The sequence below is a fragment of the Pseudomonas sp. WJP1 genome (genome assembly GCF_028471945.1).
In the GTDB taxonomy this organism is placed as follows: domain Bacteria; phylum Pseudomonadota; class Gammaproteobacteria; order Pseudomonadales; family Pseudomonadaceae; genus Aquipseudomonas.
Window position 1 is genome coordinate 1,386,684 of sequence record NZ_CP110128.1, and the last position, 16,708, is coordinate 1,403,391.

The 16,708-nt window shown below is 61.7% G+C and carries 15 protein-coding genes; 9 read left to right on the forward strand and 6 right to left on the reverse strand.

What is annotated here, in order from left to right; genetic code table 11:
* Positions 1 to 24 precede the first annotated feature (24 nt).
* The 5 genes from dinG (at position 25) to pdxH (ending at position 7,931) form a co-directional block, all read left to right on the forward strand.
* Entirely contained in the window at positions 25 to 2,169 is a 2,145-nt protein-coding gene (gene dinG, locus OH720_RS06295; RefSeq protein ID WP_008056816.1) for an ATP-dependent DNA helicase DinG, read from the forward strand.
* A 95-nt stretch (positions 2,170 to 2,264) separates the two neighbouring features.
* Positions 2,265 to 4,775 (forward strand): beta-agarase, encoded by a 2,511-nt coding sequence (locus OH720_RS06300; protein WP_272604929.1) that lies wholly within the window; start codon positions 2,265 to 2,267, stop codon positions 4,773 to 4,775.
* A gap of 112 nt (positions 4,776 to 4,887) precedes the next feature.
* Positions 4,888 to 6,033 (forward strand): serine hydrolase domain-containing protein, encoded by a 1,146-nt coding sequence (locus OH720_RS06305; RefSeq protein ID WP_272604930.1) that lies wholly within the window; start codon positions 4,888 to 4,890, stop codon positions 6,031 to 6,033.
* Positions 6,034 to 6,146: 113 nt separating this feature from the next.
* Positions 6,147 to 7,259 carry an OmpA family protein gene (locus OH720_RS06310; RefSeq protein ID WP_272604931.1) on the forward strand — a complete coding sequence of 371 codons (1,113 nt, stop codon included), beginning with the start codon at positions 6,147 to 6,149 and terminating at the stop codon, positions 7,257 to 7,259.
* A 24-nt stretch (positions 7,260 to 7,283) separates the two neighbouring features.
* Complete coding sequence (gene pdxH / locus OH720_RS06315) at positions 7,284 to 7,931, forward strand: pyridoxamine 5'-phosphate oxidase (RefSeq protein WP_272604932.1); 648 nt, start codon at positions 7,284 to 7,286, stop codon at positions 7,929 to 7,931.
* 5 nt (positions 7,932 to 7,936) lie between these two features.
* Here the strand turns inward: pdxH and OH720_RS06320 are convergent, their stop codons facing one another.
* Positions 7,937 to 8,173, reverse strand: coding sequence for a hypothetical protein (locus OH720_RS06320; protein WP_272604933.1), 237 nt, complete (start codon positions 8,171 to 8,173; stop codon positions 7,937 to 7,939).
* A 165-nt stretch (positions 8,174 to 8,338) separates the two neighbouring features.
* On the opposite strand from OH720_RS06320, the gene OH720_RS06325 reads away from it, so the two are divergent.
* Positions 8,339 to 8,803 carry a glycine zipper 2TM domain-containing protein gene (locus tag OH720_RS06325; protein WP_008056824.1) on the forward strand — a complete coding sequence of 155 codons (465 nt, stop codon included), beginning with the start codon at positions 8,339 to 8,341 and terminating at the stop codon, positions 8,801 to 8,803.
* 78 nt (positions 8,804 to 8,881) lie between these two features.
* Here the strand turns inward: OH720_RS06325 and OH720_RS06330 are convergent, their stop codons facing one another.
* Positions 8,882 to 9,352, reverse strand: coding sequence for a hypothetical protein (locus OH720_RS06330; RefSeq protein WP_272604934.1), 471 nt, complete (start codon positions 9,350 to 9,352; stop codon positions 8,882 to 8,884).
* A 203-nt stretch (positions 9,353 to 9,555) separates the two neighbouring features.
* A complete protein-coding gene (gene nhaA / locus OH720_RS06335; protein WP_272604935.1) occupies positions 9,556 to 10,743 on the reverse strand; it encodes a Na+/H+ antiporter NhaA in 1,188 nt (395 codons plus the stop codon).
* 250 nt (positions 10,744 to 10,993) lie between these two features.
* Between nhaA and OH720_RS06340 the strand changes: the two genes are divergently transcribed.
* Positions 10,994 to 12,088 carry a PLP-dependent cysteine synthase family protein gene (locus tag OH720_RS06340; protein ID WP_272604936.1) on the forward strand — a complete coding sequence of 365 codons (1,095 nt, stop codon included), beginning with the start codon at positions 10,994 to 10,996 and terminating at the stop codon, positions 12,086 to 12,088.
* A 126-nt stretch (positions 12,089 to 12,214) separates the two neighbouring features.
* On the opposite strand, the gene OH720_RS06350 is transcribed toward OH720_RS06340, so the two are convergent.
* Positions 12,215 to 13,828 carry an NAD(P)/FAD-dependent oxidoreductase gene (locus OH720_RS06350; protein WP_272604937.1) on the reverse strand — a complete coding sequence of 538 codons (1,614 nt, stop codon included), beginning with the start codon at positions 13,826 to 13,828 and terminating at the stop codon, positions 12,215 to 12,217.
* Positions 13,829 to 13,923: 95 nt separating this feature from the next.
* The gene (locus OH720_RS06355) at positions 13,924 to 14,589 is read right to left on the reverse strand and encodes a COG3650 family protein (protein ID WP_272604938.1); all 666 of its coding nucleotides are present in this window, start codon (positions 14,587 to 14,589) and stop codon (positions 13,924 to 13,926) included.
* Positions 14,590 to 14,773: 184 nt separating this feature from the next.
* On the opposite strand from OH720_RS06355, the gene OH720_RS06360 reads away from it, so the two are divergent.
* The gene (locus OH720_RS06360; protein WP_272604939.1) at positions 14,774 to 15,043 is read left to right on the forward strand and encodes a hypothetical protein; all 270 of its coding nucleotides are present in this window, start codon (positions 14,774 to 14,776) and stop codon (positions 15,041 to 15,043) included.
* A gap of 35 nt (positions 15,044 to 15,078) precedes the next feature.
* Here OH720_RS06360 and OH720_RS06365 read toward each other — a convergent pair whose 3' ends face one another.
* Positions 15,079 to 15,675 (reverse strand): short chain dehydrogenase, encoded by a 597-nt coding sequence (locus OH720_RS06365; RefSeq protein ID WP_008056834.1) that lies wholly within the window; start codon positions 15,673 to 15,675, stop codon positions 15,079 to 15,081.
* A 106-nt stretch (positions 15,676 to 15,781) separates the two neighbouring features.
* Between OH720_RS06365 and OH720_RS06370 the strand changes: the two genes are divergently transcribed.
* Complete coding sequence (locus tag OH720_RS06370; protein WP_272604940.1) at positions 15,782 to 16,690, forward strand: LysR family transcriptional regulator; 909 nt, start codon at positions 15,782 to 15,784, stop codon at positions 16,688 to 16,690.
* The last annotated feature ends 18 nt before the right edge of the window (positions 16,691 to 16,708 follow it).

Consider the following 16,708-nt stretch of genomic DNA (forward strand, 5'->3'; position numbering starts at 1 on the left):
AGCGTTTTTTGCGCCCGACAATCCATGATCAGCACTGAACTTAAAACCACGATCCAGGGCGCCTATTCGCGTTTTCTCGAAGCCAAGAGCCTCAAGCCGCGCTACGGCCAACGCCTGATGATCGCCGAAATCGCCAAGGTCCTCGGTGACATCGACACCGACGACGAAGGCCGGCGCAGTGGCGACCCCGCGATTGTCGCGGTGGAAGCCGGCACCGGTACCGGCAAGACCGTGGCCTACAGCCTGGCGGCCATCCCCACGGCCAAGGCGGCCGGCAAACGCTTGGTGATCGCCACCGCCACCGTCGCCTTGCAAGAGCAGATCGTCTACAAGGACTTGCCCGACCTGATGCGCAACAGCGGGCTGAATTTCAGTTTTGCGCTGGCCAAGGGGCGTGGGCGCTACATGTGCCTGTCCAAGCTCGACATGTTGCTCCAGGAAGGTCACGCGCAAACCGCCACCGCCCAGCTGTTCGAAGAAGAAGGCTTCAAGATCGAGGTCGATGAGGCCAGCCAGAAGCTGTTTACCAGCATGATCGAGAAGCTCGCCGGCAATAAATGGGACGGTGACCGCGACAGCTGGTCCACTGCCCTGGAGGACGCCGACTGGGCACGCCTGACCACCGATCACAGCCAGTGCACCAACCGCCATTGCCCGAACTTCGGCCAGTGCGCCTTCTACAAGGCCCGCGAAGGCATGGGCAAGGTCGATGTGATCGTCACCAACCACGACATGGTCCTGGCCGACCTGGCACTGGGTGGCGGTGCCGTGCTGCCCGATCCGCGCGACACCATCTACGTGTTCGACGAAGGCCATCACTTGCCGGACAAGGCCATCGGCCACTTCGCCCATTACACGCGCCTGCGCTCCACTGCCGACTGGCTGGAAACCACCGCCAAGAACCTCACCAAGCTGCTGGCCCAGCATCCCTTGCCGGGTGACCTGGGCAAGCTGATCGAGCAAGTGCCGGAGCTGGCGCGGGAGATCAAGACCCAGCAGCAGTTCATGTTCACCGCCTGCGAACAGGCCGCCGATTTCAAACCCGGCGAAGATGTCGAGGGCCGCGAACGCCCGCGTCACCGTTTCGTCGGCGGGGTGATTCCCGAGCACATGCGCGAAATGGGCATCGAGCTGAAGAAAGGCTTCGCGCGCCTGACTGACCTGTTTACCCGCCTCACGGAATTGCTCAAGGAAGGCATGGACGGCGAGGTCAATATCGGGATCGCCAGTAACCAGGCCGAAGAGTGGTATCCGCTGTTTGGCAGCCTGTTGTCCCGCTCTTCGGGCAACTGGGAATTGTGGGTCGCCTTCACCGCCGAAGACCCGGAAGACAACCCGCCCATGGCCCGCTGGCTGACCCTGTCGGAAAGCGGCTCGCTGTTCGATATCGAAGTCAACGCCAGTCCCATCCTGGCGGCGGAAATGCTCCGGCGAAACCTGTGGAACGTGGCCTATGGCGCGCTGGTGACTTCGGCGACCTTGACTGCCCTGGGCACCTTCGACCGCTTCCGCATGCGCGCCGGCCTGCCGAAAAAAGCCGTGACCGCCGTGGTGCCGAGCCCGTTCCATCACGCCGACGCCGGTGTGTTGCGGGTGCCGAACCTGAACGCCGATCCGCGGGATGCGGCGGCCCATACCGCGGCGATCATCCGCGATCTGCCAGAGCTGGTCGAAGGCTCAAGGGGCACGCTGGTGCTGTTTTCCTCGCGCAAACAGATGCAGGACGTGTTCGACGGCCTGGACCGCGACTGGCGCAAGCAAGTGTTCATTCAAGGCAACTTGTCGAAACAGGAAACCCTGAACAAACACAAGGCGCGGGTCGATGGCGGTGATTCCAGCGTGCTGTTCGGCCTGGCGAGTTTTGCCGAAGGGGTCGACTTGCCTGGCGCGTACTGCGAGCACGTGGTGATCGCCAAGATCCCGTTCTCGGTACCGGATGATCCGGTCGAAGCGGCGCTGGCCGAATGGATCGAGGCCCGTGGCGGCAATCCGTTCATGGAAATTTCGGTTCCGGATGCCTCGCTGAAACTGGTCCAGGCCTGCGGTCGCCTGCTGCGCACCGAAGAGGACCGCGGCACCATCACCTTGCTTGATCGGCGCCTGGTCACCCAGCGCTATGGCAAGGCGATCCTCAATGCGTTGCCTCCCTTCCGTCGTGAAATTTCCTGATAAACCGGTGGGCAGTTTTGCCCGCCGCGTTGTCTATCTCTCTACCATCGCTTTTCCATTGGCCCGACCGGGTCGCTAGGGAGAATTCCGTTCTCATGATTCGCCGTTCGCTGCGTCGCTCGCTACCTGCCGTTCTTGCCCTGTTCGCAACGCCCTTGCTGGCCGCACCCGCAGGCCAACAGACGCTGTTCAACTTTGTGCGCCCCGCCGACGTGGTCCAGGTGGCGACCCAGGACGCCAGCCTGCCGCAATCCAATGCTGAACAGACGCCTGAAGGCGAAGTGTTGCGCCGGGTGACGTTCAACCCTGTAGCCCGGCCAACCCTGCGCCTGTCGCCGCAGAGCGGGGCGTGGGACTGGTCGCAGTCGGGCGTGATGAGCCTGCGGATCCAGAGCGCGATGAACTGGGCCGTGACCCTGTACGTGACTATCCAGAGCAACGATGGCAAGACATTGGTCAGTCGCGTCGATCTTCCAGCCGGCCCGGCCCAGACCCTGTTGGTGCCCTTGCAGCCGACTTCGCCGCTTAGCCAGGGCATGAAGGCGGGGCCTCCGATGCCGATGACGGTCGACGGTCAAAGGGTTTTGCTCGCCAGCAGTGCCGGTGAACTGGACCGCAGCCAGGTGGTGTCGGTCAGCTTGTCCATGGATCAGCCGAAAGTCGCCCAGAGCATCCTGCTGGAGCGCTTTGGCGTGCAGGATGGCGAAGGGGTGACCCAAGCGGTCTATGGCGCTCTGGTGGACGCTTATGGCCAATCGACCCGGGCCAAATGGCCAGAAAAAGTCAGCAACGACGAACAACTGAAAAGCGCCGCCGCCAAGGAACAACAGCAGCTGAAAACCTGGCTGGTCGAGCGCGAAAAGTCCTCCCTGGACAAGTTCGGTGGCTGGACCACAGGGCCGACGTTCAAGGCCAGCGGCTTTTTCCGCACCGAGAAACGCGACGGCCGCTGGTACCTGGTGACGCCGCAAGGGCATCCGTTCTACTCGCTGGGGGTCAACGCGGTTACGGCGGACGTCAACCAGACCTATGTCGCCGGTCGTGAATGGATGTTCGAAACCCTGCCCAAGCCTGACGAACCGCTGGCCAATCACTACGGTGAAGGCGACAACCGCGGTGGTAACGGTGTCGATCAGGGCCGGGGCTTCAATGCTGGCAAGTGGTACGACTTCTATGGGGCCAACTTGCAGCGCCTGCATGGCGACCCTTGTGCATTGGGCAGCAATACCAAGGCCGGCGTCGCTGAAGCGGCCAAGGCAGACGCGGTAGAGGCAACGGCCGAGAAGTCTGCCGAGCCGCCCGTCGCGCCATCAACCGCCGAATCCGGTGTCGCCGAAGCCGCCCGGACTGGCGCCGTCGATGCGACGGTGGCGAAAGCGGCCGAGCCAACACCTGCCGAACCCTGCAAAACCACGTTTGATGAGCAGCGCTGGACCGGCCACACCCTCGATCGCCTGCAGGCCTGGGGTTTCAACACCCTCGGTAATTGGAGCGCTGAGACCCTGGGTGACGCTGAACGCGTTCCCTACACCTTGCCCCTGTCGATCGTCGGCGATTACGCCAGCATCAGCACCGGCAGCGACTGGTGGGGCGGGATGCCCGACCCGTTCGACCCGCGGTTCGCCATGGCGACCGAACGCGCGGTGGCCATTGCCGCCCGGGACCACCGCGACGACCCTTGGCTGATCGGTTACTTTGCCGACAACGAACTGGCCTGGGCCGGTCCAGGCGATGACCCGAAAGCCCGTTACGCGCTCGCGTACGGCACCTTGAAAATGACCACCGACGTGCCGGCCAAGCGCGCGTTCCTCAAGCAGTTGCGCGACAAATATCGCAACCAGGCAGGCTTGTCGAAAGCCTGGGGTATCGATCTGCCAGCCTGGGAGCTGATGGAAGACCCGGGCTTTGTGCCGCCTCTGCCAAGCGCCGAACACCCGGAAATCGAGGCCGACTTCAAATATTTCCAGAAGGTTTTCGCCGACACCTACTTCAAGACCATTTCCGACTCGCTCGAGTGGCACGCGCCGAACCAGCTGTTGCTCGGTGGCCGGTTCGCCATCAGCACCCCGGAAGCGGTTGAGTCCTGTGCGCAGTACTGCGATGTCCTGAGCTTCAACATGTACACCTTGCAACCCCAGGACGGTTACGACTTCGCCCGACTGCGCAGCCTCGACAAACCGGTGCTGATCACCGAATTCAACTTCGGCTCGACCGATCGCGGCCCGTTCTGGGGCGGCGTCACGCAACTGGCGAAGGAAGAAGACCGTGGCCCGGCCTACGCGAACTTCCTGAAACAGGCGCTGACCGAACCGTCGATTGTCGGGGTGCACTGGTTCCAGTACCTCGACCAACCTGTGACGGGGCGCCTTCTGGATGGCGAAAATGGTCACTTTGGCCTGGTAGGCATTACCGATCTGCCGTTCCAGGGCTTTGTCGACAGCGTGCGCAAGAGCAATCTGGCGGCGCTTGAGCAGTTGCGCAAAGAGGCGCAGAAGGCTGCAGCCGAAGTCGACAAGGCGAACCATGACGCCGAGGGCGGGCGCAAGGCCGAGGCCGGCACAGGCCCGGGCAAGGGCGCAGGTGGGCATTCCGGCAAAGGTCATTGAGTTCTGATCAGTTCTGCCAGTGATTGACCGCCCAGCCCGCACCTGTTCCCAAAACCCTCAAGGGCTGGAACAATGCGGGCCACTTTTACAGAACGTTTGCGGGGAGTTGCGGGTGCAGATTCAGGGTCATTACGAGCTTAAGTTCGAGGCAGTGCGTGAAGCGTTCGCGGCGCTGTTCGACGATCCTCAGGAACGTGGCGCCGCGTTGTGCATCCAGATCGGCGGCGAAACCGTCGTCGACCTGTGGTCCGGCACCGCCGACAAGGACGGGGCCGAAGCCTGGCACAGCGACACCATCGCCAACCTGTTCTCCTGCACCAAGACCTTCACCGCCGTCACCGCCCTGCAACTGGTGGCCGAAGGCAAGTTGCAACTGGATGCCCCGGTGGCTCGCTACTGGCCTGAATTCGCCGCCGCTGGCAAAGAATCGGTCACCTTGCGCCAGCTGCTTTGCCATCAGGCCGGCCTGCCGGCGTTGCGCGAGCTGTTGGCCCCTGAAGCGCTCTACGACTGGCAAACCATGGTCGAGGCGCTGGCCGCCGAAACACCCTGGTGGACGCCCGGTGAAGGCCACGGTTATGCGGCAATCACTTATGGCTGGCTGATCGGCGAGCTGCTGCGCCGTGCTGACGGCCGCGGCCCGGGTGAGTCCATCGTGGCGCGGGTTGCCAAACCGTTGGGCCTGGATTTTCATGTCGGCCTGGCCGATGAAGAGTTTCATCGCGTGGCGCACATTGCCCGCGGCAAGGGCAATGTCGGCGATGCGGCGGCCCAGCGTCTGCTGCAAGTGACCATGCGCGAGCCAACGGCCATGACCACCCGCGCGTTCACCAATCCGCCCTCGGTGCTGACCAGCACCAACAAGCCGGAGTGGCGGCGCATGCAGCAGCCGGCAGCCAATGGCCATGGCAATGCCCGCAGCCTGGCCGGGTTCTACACCGGGTTGCTCGATGGCAGCCTGCTCGAAGGCGAGTTACTCGACGAACTGACCCGTGAGCACAGCCTTGGCGAGGACAAGACGTTGTTGACCCGGACCCGCTTCGGCCTGGGCTGCATGCTCGATCAACCGGATGTGCCCAATGCCACCTTCGGCCTGGGCGCGCGAGCGTTCGGGCATCCGGGCGCTGGCGGTTCCGTTGGGTTCGCTGACCCCGAGCATGATGTGGCGTTCGGATTTGTGACAAATACCCTGGGGCCGTACGTCTTGATGGATCCGCGCGCACAAAGGCTTGTGCGGGTACTGGCCACTTGTCTGTAAATCACGCTTAAAGGTTCCGGAGCTGGAACCCGACAGCCTTTTCAGTTTCCAAGCGTCTGTTTATGCGGGCCGATTCGGCCTGATCTTTATTACCTCATTTTTGTGGATATCCAATGTCAACCAAACCCACCCTCGCCTTGGCACTGTGCTTCGCTATTACTGGTTGCGCACAGACTCCTAAAAGTGATGTAGACGGCGGCAGCTGGTGGCCGTTCGGGTCGTCCGACAAAGTCGCGACCAAGACACCGGCTCCAGCCCCGACCCCAACCCCGGCACCGCTGAAACCGGTGGCCGCGCCGGTTGCCAAGGCTGAAAGTTCCAGTCCTTGGTATTGGCCGTTCGGCTCCGAGGAAGCGCTCGATAAAAAACCGGAAGTAAAACCTGCAGCCAAGCCGGTCGAAGTGGCCAAGGCCAAGGCTGAGGCCGATGCGGGTGGCAAGTGGTGGTGGCCGTTCGGTGGCAAAGAGCAGAGCACTGCCAAAGCCGTGCCGATGCCGGATCCGAAAGTCACCCAGGCCTGGCTTGATGACTACGAGCCGCGCCTGCGTACAGCGATCAAGGACAGCAACCTGCAACTCGAGCGCCGTGAAAACGTATTGGTGGTAACCGCGCCGGTAGAAGGCTCGTTCAACCCGGACCGTCCGGCCATGCTGCTGCCGGTGGTGCTCGGCCCGTTCACTCGCGTTGCGAAAATCCTTGAAGCCGACCCGAAGACGGCCGTGCTGGTACTCGGCCACAGCGATACCTCGGGTGCCGCGCCCGCTAATGTGAAGCTGAGTCAGGAACGTGCGCAGTCCGTGGCTGCAATCTTCCGTCTCAGCGGTCTGCAGCGTGATCGCCTGATGCTGCGCGGCATGGGCGGCGAAGCCCCGCGTGCCGCCAACGACAGCGTTGAAGGTCGTGCCTTGAACCGTCGGGTGGAGCTGTTGGTCACGCCGCAAAACACCATGGTCGCGCTGCTGAGCAAGTACAATATGCCGGCTCCGGCGCCTGTGCGCATGGTCGCGGCCCAGGACATCAAACCGGTGGCCAAGCCTGTGACTCCAGCACCTGCCGATGCGAAGAAAGCGGCTGCACCGGTCGCGAAAAAAGCGCCGGCCAAGAAAGCCGCCAAGGCTCCAGCCAAGAAGGCACCGGCTAAAACCGCGACGCCAGCGAAAAAGACTGCACCGGCCAAAGCCGCTGCCGACTCGACGAAGGTCGCCGCCGATTCCACAAAGAAGTGATTCGTTAACCATAAGGAATGCGCCATGACCAAGGCCCTGGCTGATATGCGCCGCGACTACACCCGTGATGGCCTGACCGAGGCGCAAGCGCCGGCCGAGCCGTTTGCGCTGTTCCACCAATGGTTTGCCGACGCGGTGAAAACCGAGCAGGCACCGGTGGAGGCCAATGCCATGACCTTGGCCACTGTCGACCAGGACGGGCGGCCGCATTGCCGCATTCTGCTGCTCAAGGGCCTGGATGCGCAGGGCTTCACCTTTTTCACCAACTACGACAGCGCCAAAGGCCAGCAGCTGGAGGCGAATCCATTCGCCGCCATGACGTTTTTCTGGCCAACCCTGGAGCGTCAGGTGCGGATTGAAGGTCGGGTGGTGAAGGTTACTCCCGAGGAGTCCGACGCGTACTATCAGGTCCGCCCGCTAGGCAGCCGCCTGGGTGCCTGGGCTTCGCCGCAGAGCCGGGTGATCGCCGATCGCAATGAACTGGAGTCGCTGCTCAAGGATACCGAGCAACGTTTCAGCGATACCCAGCCTCACTGCCCTGAACACTGGGGCGGTTATCGTCTGCTGTCAGAACGCATCGAGTTCTGGCAAGGCCGCCCAAGCCGCCTGCACGACCGCCTCAACTATCGCCTGCAGGGTGCCAGCTGGATTCTTGAACGTCTGGCTCCTTAAGCAGTCTACCGCTCGGGATAACCTGCCGCTGCGGCCTCAAGCCACTGCGGCAGGTCTCGACGCTTGATTTTCTGCGCCTGAGCGCTCGCCAACCGTTCGAGCATGAATGCTTTCTTCTGCTCGTCCTTGCCCGCCAGCGCTAACGCCAGGTCCCGGTCCATCCAGCGTCGGATGCGTACATACAGCCAGCCATGGAAGTACAGTCCGGCGACGGTCGTGACGACAATGATAAAGTAATCCATATAAATCCCCGTCAGTGGCGCAGTGTTGAGTAAAGGCCGCTACTGTGTGGTGAGTTCGCAGACGGCCTGTACGGAGCCTGAATCGAAGCAATTTTCTCCGGGCAAGGCCGTGACAGGCGTCAAGCTGGGGAGTTTAATGGTTACTTGTCCTTTGGAGTTGATGCTATGCGTAAGTCTGTTCTGCTGGTTGCTTCCTTTTCTACCATGGCGATGTTGCTCACTGGCTGCCAATCGAGCCTGACCGGTGACTCCTATTCCCGTGACGAAGCGCGTCGCGTGCAGACGATTCGCATGGGCACCATCGAAGCCCTGCGACCGGTGAAAATCGAAGGTACCAAAACCCCGATCGGCGGTGCTGCGGGTGCAGTGGTCGGCGGCGTCGGCGGCAGCGCCATCGGCGGCGGTAAAGGCAGCATCGTCGCTGCAGTCATCGGTGCAGTTGCCGGCGGCCTGCTGGGCTCGGCCACTGAAGAAGGCCTGACCCGTACCCAGGGCGTGGAAATCACAGTGCGCGAAGATGACGGCAGCATGCGCGCCTACGTGCAACAGGTTCAGGAAAACGAAGTGTTCCGTGTCGGCGAGCGCGTGCGCATTGCCACGGTTGATGGCACCAGCCGCGTTTCCCACTAAGCGGGGGTACGGGTAAAAGAAAACCCCGATCAGGGTGACTGGTCGGGGTTTTCTTTTGCGCCGGTTTCCCGCATCAGGTTACAAATCGCTGTTCTTCAGGGCAGTTTCGATTATCTGCTCCGGCGTGAGTTCTCGAGCATTGTCTCCATCGCCAGAATATTCACCGGGCCAGAAAAAAAGATCGGAAATACGAGCATCCGGAATATTGAGTACCAACATTTTCAGCCACAAGTCGGTGGCATGTACCGGGCTATCGGCATTCATGACTCTTCGAGCGATTTCGATCAGTTCAGATTGGGAGATGTCCCTCAGGCGTCGTTCATAAGGAGCCGCCAGGATCTGGCGAACCCATGTGTCATGATCCTGGGCCCCGTAAAGGCCTTGAAAGTCGAGAAAGGTCAGGTGGGTCATGGCCTCTCGATTGAATTCAGCCAACTGACTCCTGGTTCGATACTGGTCTGCGCCAGCAATTTCGGCCGCAAGGTCTGCAAGGCGAGATACCCTGGATTCGCAAAGATGCGGGGGCATCAGTTCCTGACGCAGCGCCATAACCCTCTCCAACATTACTGAATTTGACCGTGCCTGGATTAAGCAGAAGGCACGGGTCAGAAATCGCAAAGTTATCGAGAAAGGCCTGGAGACTTATGCAGGCAGCATCCGTAAAGATCGTAGGAAGAATCCGATAGTGTTGTGCGAAAGCTGGCCCTGTAGGAGCGAGCATGTTCGCCCCTACAGAATTTCCGGCGTCCGGGTTACGCAGCTTGCAGCACAGACTTGCGACTCGCCGCTGCCGTCACGGCATAACCTATCAGCGCCGCCAGAATCGAACCGGTCAGGATCCCCATCCGGTCCATCCCGGCGTAGTCACTGACGCCCGGTTCAAAGGCCAGCGAACCGACGAACAGGCTCATGGTGAAGCCGATGCCGCAGAGAATCGCGACCCCCAGCACCTGGCCCCAATTGGCCCCCAGGGGCAGGGCGGCGATGCCGGTTTTCACCGCCAGCCAGGTCAGGCCATACACGCCGACGGTCTTGCCCAGCAGCAGGCCGACCGCGATGCCCATTGGTACGTCATGGGTGAAGCTTTCGGCGGTCACGCCACTCAGGGACAGGCCGGCGTTGGCGAAGGCGAACAACGGCAGGATGCCGTAGGCCACCCAGGGGTGCAGCGCGTGTTCCAGTGTCAGCAGGGGTGACGGTTCGGCGTTTTTCGTGCGCAACGGGATGCAGAAAGCCAGGGTCACGCCCGCCAGCGTGGCATGTACACCGCTCTTGAGCACGCAGACCCAGAGGATCAGGCCGATGATCATGTACGGCCCGAGCTTCACCACGCCGAGCCGGTTCATCCCGATCAGCGCCGCGATGCAGGCGGCGGCCAGGGCCAGGGACAGGGTCGACAGCGCGCCGGAATAGAAGATCGCGATGATAACGATGGCGCCGAGGTCGTCGATGATCGCCAGGGTCATCAGGAACAGCTTCAGCGACACCGGCACGCGTTTGCCCAGCAGCGCCAGTACACCCAGCGCGAAAGCGATGTCGGTGGCCGTCGGGATCGCCCAGCCGTTCAGGGCTGGCGGGTTGTCACGGTTGAGGAACCAGTAGATCAGCGCCGGCACGACCATGCCGCCAATGGCGGCCGCGCCGGGCAGGACGATCTGCGACGGCTTGGACAGTTGCCCGTCGAGGACTTCGCGCTTGACCTCCAGCCCGATCAGCAGGAAGAACATCGCCATCAGCCCGTCGTTGATCCACAGCAGCAGCGGCTTGGCGATTTTCAGCGCGCCGACCTGAGCGACGACGGGGGTTTCCAGCAGGTCGTTGTAAAGCCACGACAGGGCGGAGTTGTTGATGATCAGCGCGAGGACAGCTGCGGCGATCAATAGCAGACCGCTGGCAGCTTCCAGCTGAAAGAAACGCGTGAACGTGCTACGCAGAGGCAAGGTCGCTCTCCATCGATAAAGTCAAAAGGTGGCACACCCTAACCCGTACCGTTAGTTGTTAAAACAAAAGTTATATTCTTTTTTGTTATATGTCGTAACAGCGCAATTCTGCGGCAAGGACCTGAGCCTAGCAGTTGCCGGACGTATTGGAACTCAGCTGTATCTGTGCTGGATGTAGGATTTTTCCTAAGCTTGGAGGTTGAGGCTTGTGAAAAGGCCGCCTATTGCCCGACCCATCGAGTAAACCACCATGAGCGACAACCGACAGTGGTCCCGCGAAGCCATCCGGATCATCGAAGCGGATTTCCAGCGCAGCGCCGACACTCACCTGATCCCTTTGTCGCTGCCAGGTTTTGCAGGCATCGAGTTGTACTTCAAGGATGAGTCGAGCCATCCCACCGGCAGCCTGAAGCACCGTCTGGCGCGGTCGCTGTTCCTGTATGCGCTGTGCAATGGCTGGCTCAAGCCCGGTGCGCCGGTGATCGAGGCGTCCAGCGGTTCGACGGCGATTTCCGAGGCCTACTTCGCGCGTTTGCTGGGGGTACCGTTCATTGCCGTGGTGCCGGCCAGCACGTCGAGGGAGAAGATTGCGCAGATCGCGTTCTATGGCGGGCAGACGCACCTGGTCGCGGACCCTACGCAGATCTACGCCGAGTCCGAGCGCCTGGCGCGCGAACACGACGGCCACTTTATCGACCAGTTCACCTACGCCGAGCGCGCGACCGACTGGCGGGCGAACAACAACATCGCCGAATCGATCTTCCAGCAGATGCGCTTCGAAAAGCACCCGGAGCCGAGCTGGCTGGTGTCCAGCCCCGGCACTGGGGGCACGACGGCGACCCTGGGACGTTACGTACGCTATCGCCAGCACGCCACCCGCGTGTTGTGTGCCGATGCCGAACGTTCGGTGTTTTTCGATTACTACCAGAGCGGCGATGCCAGTCTGCGCCTGGATCACGGTTCGCGGGTCGAGGGCATTGGCCGGCCCCGGGTGGAGGCGTCATTCCTGCCCAAGGTCATCGATGCGATGGTCAAGGTGCCGGACGCATTGTCGCTGGCAGCCATGCATTACCTGGCTGAACGCCTGGGGCGTCACGTTGGTGGATCGAGCGGAACCAACCTGATCGGCGCCTTGATGGCGGCGCAGCAGATGGCAGCGGCGGGAGAGGAGGGGTCGATCGTGGCAATTCTGTGCGACAGCGGCGAGCGCTACGCCACGACGTATTACGATCAGGCGTGGCTCAAGGCCGAGGGGTTTGAGCTGAGCGGGTTGATTGACGCGGTTAAAGCGACGGTTGAGCGCGGCGAGCCGCTGCCGGCAAGCGTGTTGCGCGCCAATATCTAAGATCTTTCAGACAATGAAGGCCCCATGTGGGAGCGAGCCTGCTCGCGATAGCGGAGTGTCATTCAACGATGATGTTGACTGATAGTCCGCTATCGCGAGCAGGCTCGCTCCCACAGGGGATTTGCGTTAGGCTTCGAGGCCCAGGATGTCCCTGGCCACGGCTTCGGCAATGCGAATCCCATCCACACCCGCCGACAGAATCCCGCCCGCGTAACCCGCGCCTTCACCGGCCGGGAACAAGCCCTTGACGTTCAGGCTTTGCATCGATTCGTTGCGGGTGATGCGCAGTGGCGACGAAGTACGGGTCTCGATCCCGGTCAACACGGCATCGTGCAGCGAGTAACCGCGAATCTGTTTCTCGAACGCCGGCAAGGCTTCGCGAATCGCTTCGATGGCGAAGGCGGGCAAGGCCAGCGCCAGGTCACCCAGGGCAACGCCCGGCTTGTAGGACGGTTCGACGCTGCCCAGTTCGGTGGACGGCTTGCCGGCGATAAAGTCGCCGACCAGTTGCGCCGGTGCCTCGTAGTTGCTGCCGCCGAGCACAAAGGCGTGGGATTCCAGGCGTTCCTGCAACTCGATACCGGCCAGCGGGCCGCCCGGGTAATCGACTTCCGGGGTAATCCCGACAACGATCCCGGAGTTGGCGTTGCGCTCGTTACGCGAGTACTGGCTCATGCCATTGGTGACCACGCGGTTCGGCTCGGACGTCGCCGCCACCACCGTGCCGCCCGGGCACATGCAGAAGCTGTAGACGGAACGGCCGTTCTTGGCGTGGTGCACCAGTTTGTAGTCGGCGGCACCGAGTTTCGGGTGGCCGGCGTACTTGCCCAGGCGCGCGCGGTCGATCAGCGACTGCGGGTGCTCGATGCGGAAACCTACCGAGAACGGCTTGGCTTCCATGAACACGCCACGGCCGTGGAGCATGCGGAAGGTGTCACGGGCGCTGTGGCCGAGGGCCAGGATCACGTGTTTCGAATGGATCTGTTCGCCGCCATCGAGTTCGACGCCAACCAGTTGGCCGTCCTCGATCAGTACGTCGGTCACTCGCTGCTGGAAGCGCACTTCGCCGCCCATGGCGCGAATCTGCTCACGCATGTTTTCCACAACGCCCGTCAGACGGAACGTACCGATGTGCGGTTTGCTGACGTAGAGGATTTCTTCCGGGGCGCCGGCCTTGACGAACTCATTGAGCACTTTGCGCCCGATGAACTTCGGGTCCTTGATCTGGCTGTAGAGCTTGCCGTCGGAGAATGTCCCCGCGCCGCCCTCGCCGAATTGCACGTTGGACTCGGGGTTGAGCACGCTTTTACGCCACAGGCCCCAGGTGTCCTTGGTGCGCTGGCGCACTTCGGTGCCGCGTTCGAGGATGATCGGCTTGAAGCCCATTTGCGCCAGCAGCAGCCCGGCGAAAATCCCGCACGGACCAAAACCGACCACAACAGGGCGCACGCTCAGGTCGGCCGGCGCCTGACCGACCATTTTGTAGCTGACATCCGGTGCCACGTTGACGTTACGGTCATCGGCGAACTTGTGCAGCACCGCCGCTTCATCGCGAACATCGAGGTCGATGGTGTAGATGAAGCACAGCTCCGAGGACTTTTTGCGTGCATCGTAGCTGCGCTTGAACAGGGTGAAGTCGAGCAAGTCATCGCTGCTGATGCCCAGGCGCTGCAGGATGGCAGGGCGCAGGTCTTCATCGGGATGGTCGATCGGCAGCTTGAGTTCGGTGATTCGTAACATGGCAGGATCCGGTTCGCGGGGCGCACAACTGCGCCAGGGCGTTTGAAACCGGCGATTATAAGCCTCAAAGGCGCAGGCCCGTGAGGCTTAAACGATCAGTCGTCGCGCGATCCGCCGAAATACCCGCAACCACGTTGCACCTGGCCGTTGATTCGCAGTTCGGCACTCATGTGCTGGATGCTGCCGGTTCTGCTGTCGACGCAGCGTTGCGGTGCGACCCACAGTTCGATGTGCTGCTGGTTGGCTTCGGTGCTGAGGTTGAAGCGGCCATCGCCCAATTGCTCCTCGACGTAGGGTACGGCCAACGGCGCCTGGCCGGCGCGTTCGAGGACCATGCCTTTGCCGGTGACCCTCACGCTCCACTCGGGGGTATGGCCGGCGGTGCGCAGGATCAGCTTCTTGAAGTCGGGATCGGCACAGGCATTGCCCGAACGCTCGACGCGGTACAGCTGTTCGAGGTCCAGTTGCCCGTCGCCGGAACCGGAAACGATCCGCCCGCGCACATCGGCAAACAGTTTGCCCTGGGCATCGGCCAGGCTCGCGGCCTGTTGCAGGACGCTAGTTGCGCCGGTGTCGTTGACCGCATAACGTTTCTGCTCGCCGCATGGTTGGAACATCAGTTTGCCCTCGGCGGCGCTCAACTGGCCCTGCATGCGGGTCTGGCCTGCGTGGGAAGCGCTTTCCCGCGCGCCATCGAACAACTGGCAGGCGGCGAACAGCGGAAGAAAGGCAACGAGGACTAAGGAACGGGCAGCACGCATCGTGGGGTCTCCTGACAAGTGCCGTCACGTTACTCAGCCTGACCGTTCATCACAACCCATGAGTTGGACTTGCATGGGAAACCGCGCTGCGAAAGAAACATTCAGCTGTACTTGAACCACCAGGGTGAAAGGCGCGATGCAATGTCTGGCGGCAGACATTGATCTTTCGTCCAGATCTGACTTTATGGAAATGAACCTGGAGCTCAAACGGGTCGATGATCCGAATCCGCAATCCATTGCGCTCAAGGTCGTACTTAGCCCCGATGCGCAAAGCCGTCTGGAACAGGTAACGCGTCAGGAAATGCACCAGTCTTTGCGCCTGTCCATCAACGGCATCCTGGTGTCGACCTCGACGGTTCAATCGGTGATCAGAGGCCCCGGTTTGATGATATCCGTACCGCGCGAGATCGCTGACAATCTGCTGCCTACGCTGCTGGAGCCGCCGGCAACCTGATGCGACGCTGAGTCAGCGCCGCACCTTGGGTTTGTTCAGATGTGAAAGGTCTGGCCGGTCTGCAAGCCTTCGACGCTCTTGGCGTAGGCCAATGCCACATCAGCCGCCGGAACCGGTTTGAAGCCGCGGAAGTAGGGTGCGTATTTGCCCATGGCTTCGACCAGCACGTTCGGGCTGATCGAGTTCACCCGCAGGCCGCGCGGCAATTCGATGGCCGCGGCACGGACAAAGCTGTCCAGGGCACCGTTGACCAGCGCTGCGGAGGCGCCGCTGCGGATCGGGTCGTGGCTCAATACGCCAGTGGTAAAGGTGAAGGACGCACCGTCATTGGCGAACTCACGACCGATCAGCAGCAAGTTGACCTGGCCCATCAACTTGTCTTTCAGGCCCAGGGCGAAACTCTCTTCGGTCATTTCATCCAATGGCGCGAAGGTCACGTTGCCAGCGGCGCACACCAGTGCATCGAACTTGCCGGTTTGCTCAAACAGCTTGCGAATCGAGGCGCTGTCACTGATATCCACCTGGAAATCACCGCTGTTGCGGCCGATGCGCACGATCTCGTGGCGCTGGGACAGTTCCTTGTCGACGGCCGAACCGATGGTGCCGCCTGCGCCGATCAAAAGAATTTTCATGCGGGCCTATCCTCGTATCGATTGAGTGAGGTTTCAGTTTAGAGTGGTTTTTTCTGCGGATAAGCGCACTAATAGGCAACCTTTGGTTTTCAAATGGAAACAATCCATGAGCGAGATGGATGACCTGGCGGCATTCGCCGTGTTGGTCGAAGCGGGCAGTTTTACCTTGGCGGCGCAGCAATTGGGTTGCAGCAAGGGCCAGTTGTCAAAGCGCATCAGCCAGTTGGAAGCGCAGTTTTCCGTGGTCCTGCTGCAGCGCACCACCCGGCGCTTGAGCCTGACGGCGGCGGGCGCTGCGTTGTTGCCCCAGGCCCAGGCGCTGGTGGTGCAAGTCGAGCGCGCGCGCCAGGCCCTGGCACGGCTGAAGGACGACATGGCCGGCCCTGTGCGGATGACGGTTCCAGTGTCGCTGGGGGAAACTTTCTTCGATGGCTTGCTGCTGGAGTTCTCCGCCCAGTATCCCGAGGTGCAGATCGAGCTGGAGCTCAGCAACAACTATCGCGATCTGTCCCGTGACGGCTTCGATCTGGCGATCCGCTCCGATGTCGCGATCGACCAGCGCCTGGTGGCGCGCCCGCTACTGGCGTGGCGGGAACTGACCTGCGCCAGTCCGGCCTATCTGGAGCAATACGGTGAACCGCAGACCCCGCAGGCGCTGGCCGAGCACCGGTGCCTGCTCAACAGCCACTACAGTGGTCGGGAGGAGTGGTTGTATCACCAACAACACGAACTGTTGCGGGTGCGGGTTTCGGGGCCGTTCGCCAGCAACCATTACAACCTGTTGAAAAAAGCCGCGCTGGCTGGCGCCGGCATTGCCCGTTTGCCTTCCTACGCATTGCCGGCGGAATTGGCTGACGGACGTTTGCGCTGGCTGCTGCGTGATTATCAGACCCGGAGTATGCCGATGTATCTGGTGCATCCGTATCAGGGCGGGTTGCCCAAGCGCACGCACGTGCTGGCGGACTATCTGATGGGGTGGTTCAAGCGCAGTGGCGAAGCGCTGGACAGACTCTAAACGCTCACATAACCCCTG

Excerpts from the sequence above, each read along its gene's own strand:
- dinG (WP_008056816.1), top strand. The coding sequence starts at position 25 with ATGATCAGCACTGAACTTAAAACCACGATCCAGGGCGCCTATTCGCGT.
- OH720_RS06300 (WP_272604929.1), top strand. The coding sequence starts at position 2,265 with ATGATTCGCCGTTCGCTGCGTCGCTCGCTACCTGCCGTTCTTGCCCTG.
- OH720_RS06310 (WP_272604931.1), top strand. The coding sequence starts at position 6,147 with ATGTCAACCAAACCCACCCTCGCCTTGGCACTGTGCTTCGCTATTACT.
- pdxH (WP_272604932.1), top strand. The coding sequence starts at position 7,284 with ATGACCAAGGCCCTGGCTGATATGCGCCGCGACTACACCCGTGATGGC.
- OH720_RS06320 (WP_272604933.1), bottom strand. The coding sequence starts at position 8,173 with ATGGATTACTTTATCATTGTCGTCACGACCGTCGCCGGACTGTACTTC.
- OH720_RS06325 (WP_008056824.1), top strand. The coding sequence starts at position 8,339 with ATGCGTAAGTCTGTTCTGCTGGTTGCTTCCTTTTCTACCATGGCGATG.
- OH720_RS06330 (WP_272604934.1), bottom strand. The coding sequence starts at position 9,352 with ATGGCGCTGCGTCAGGAACTGATGCCCCCGCATCTTTGCGAATCCAGG.
- OH720_RS06340 (WP_272604936.1), top strand. The coding sequence starts at position 10,994 with ATGAGCGACAACCGACAGTGGTCCCGCGAAGCCATCCGGATCATCGAA.
- OH720_RS06350 (WP_272604937.1), bottom strand. The coding sequence starts at position 13,828 with ATGTTACGAATCACCGAACTCAAGCTGCCGATCGACCATCCCGATGAA.
- OH720_RS06355 (WP_272604938.1), bottom strand. The coding sequence starts at position 14,589 with ATGCGTGCTGCCCGTTCCTTAGTCCTCGTTGCCTTTCTTCCGCTGTTC.
- OH720_RS06360 (WP_272604939.1), top strand. The coding sequence starts at position 14,774 with ATGGAAATGAACCTGGAGCTCAAACGGGTCGATGATCCGAATCCGCAA.
- OH720_RS06365 (WP_008056834.1), bottom strand. The coding sequence starts at position 15,675 with ATGAAAATTCTTTTGATCGGCGCAGGCGGCACCATCGGTTCGGCCGTC.
- OH720_RS06370 (WP_272604940.1), top strand. The coding sequence starts at position 15,782 with ATGAGCGAGATGGATGACCTGGCGGCATTCGCCGTGTTGGTCGAAGCG.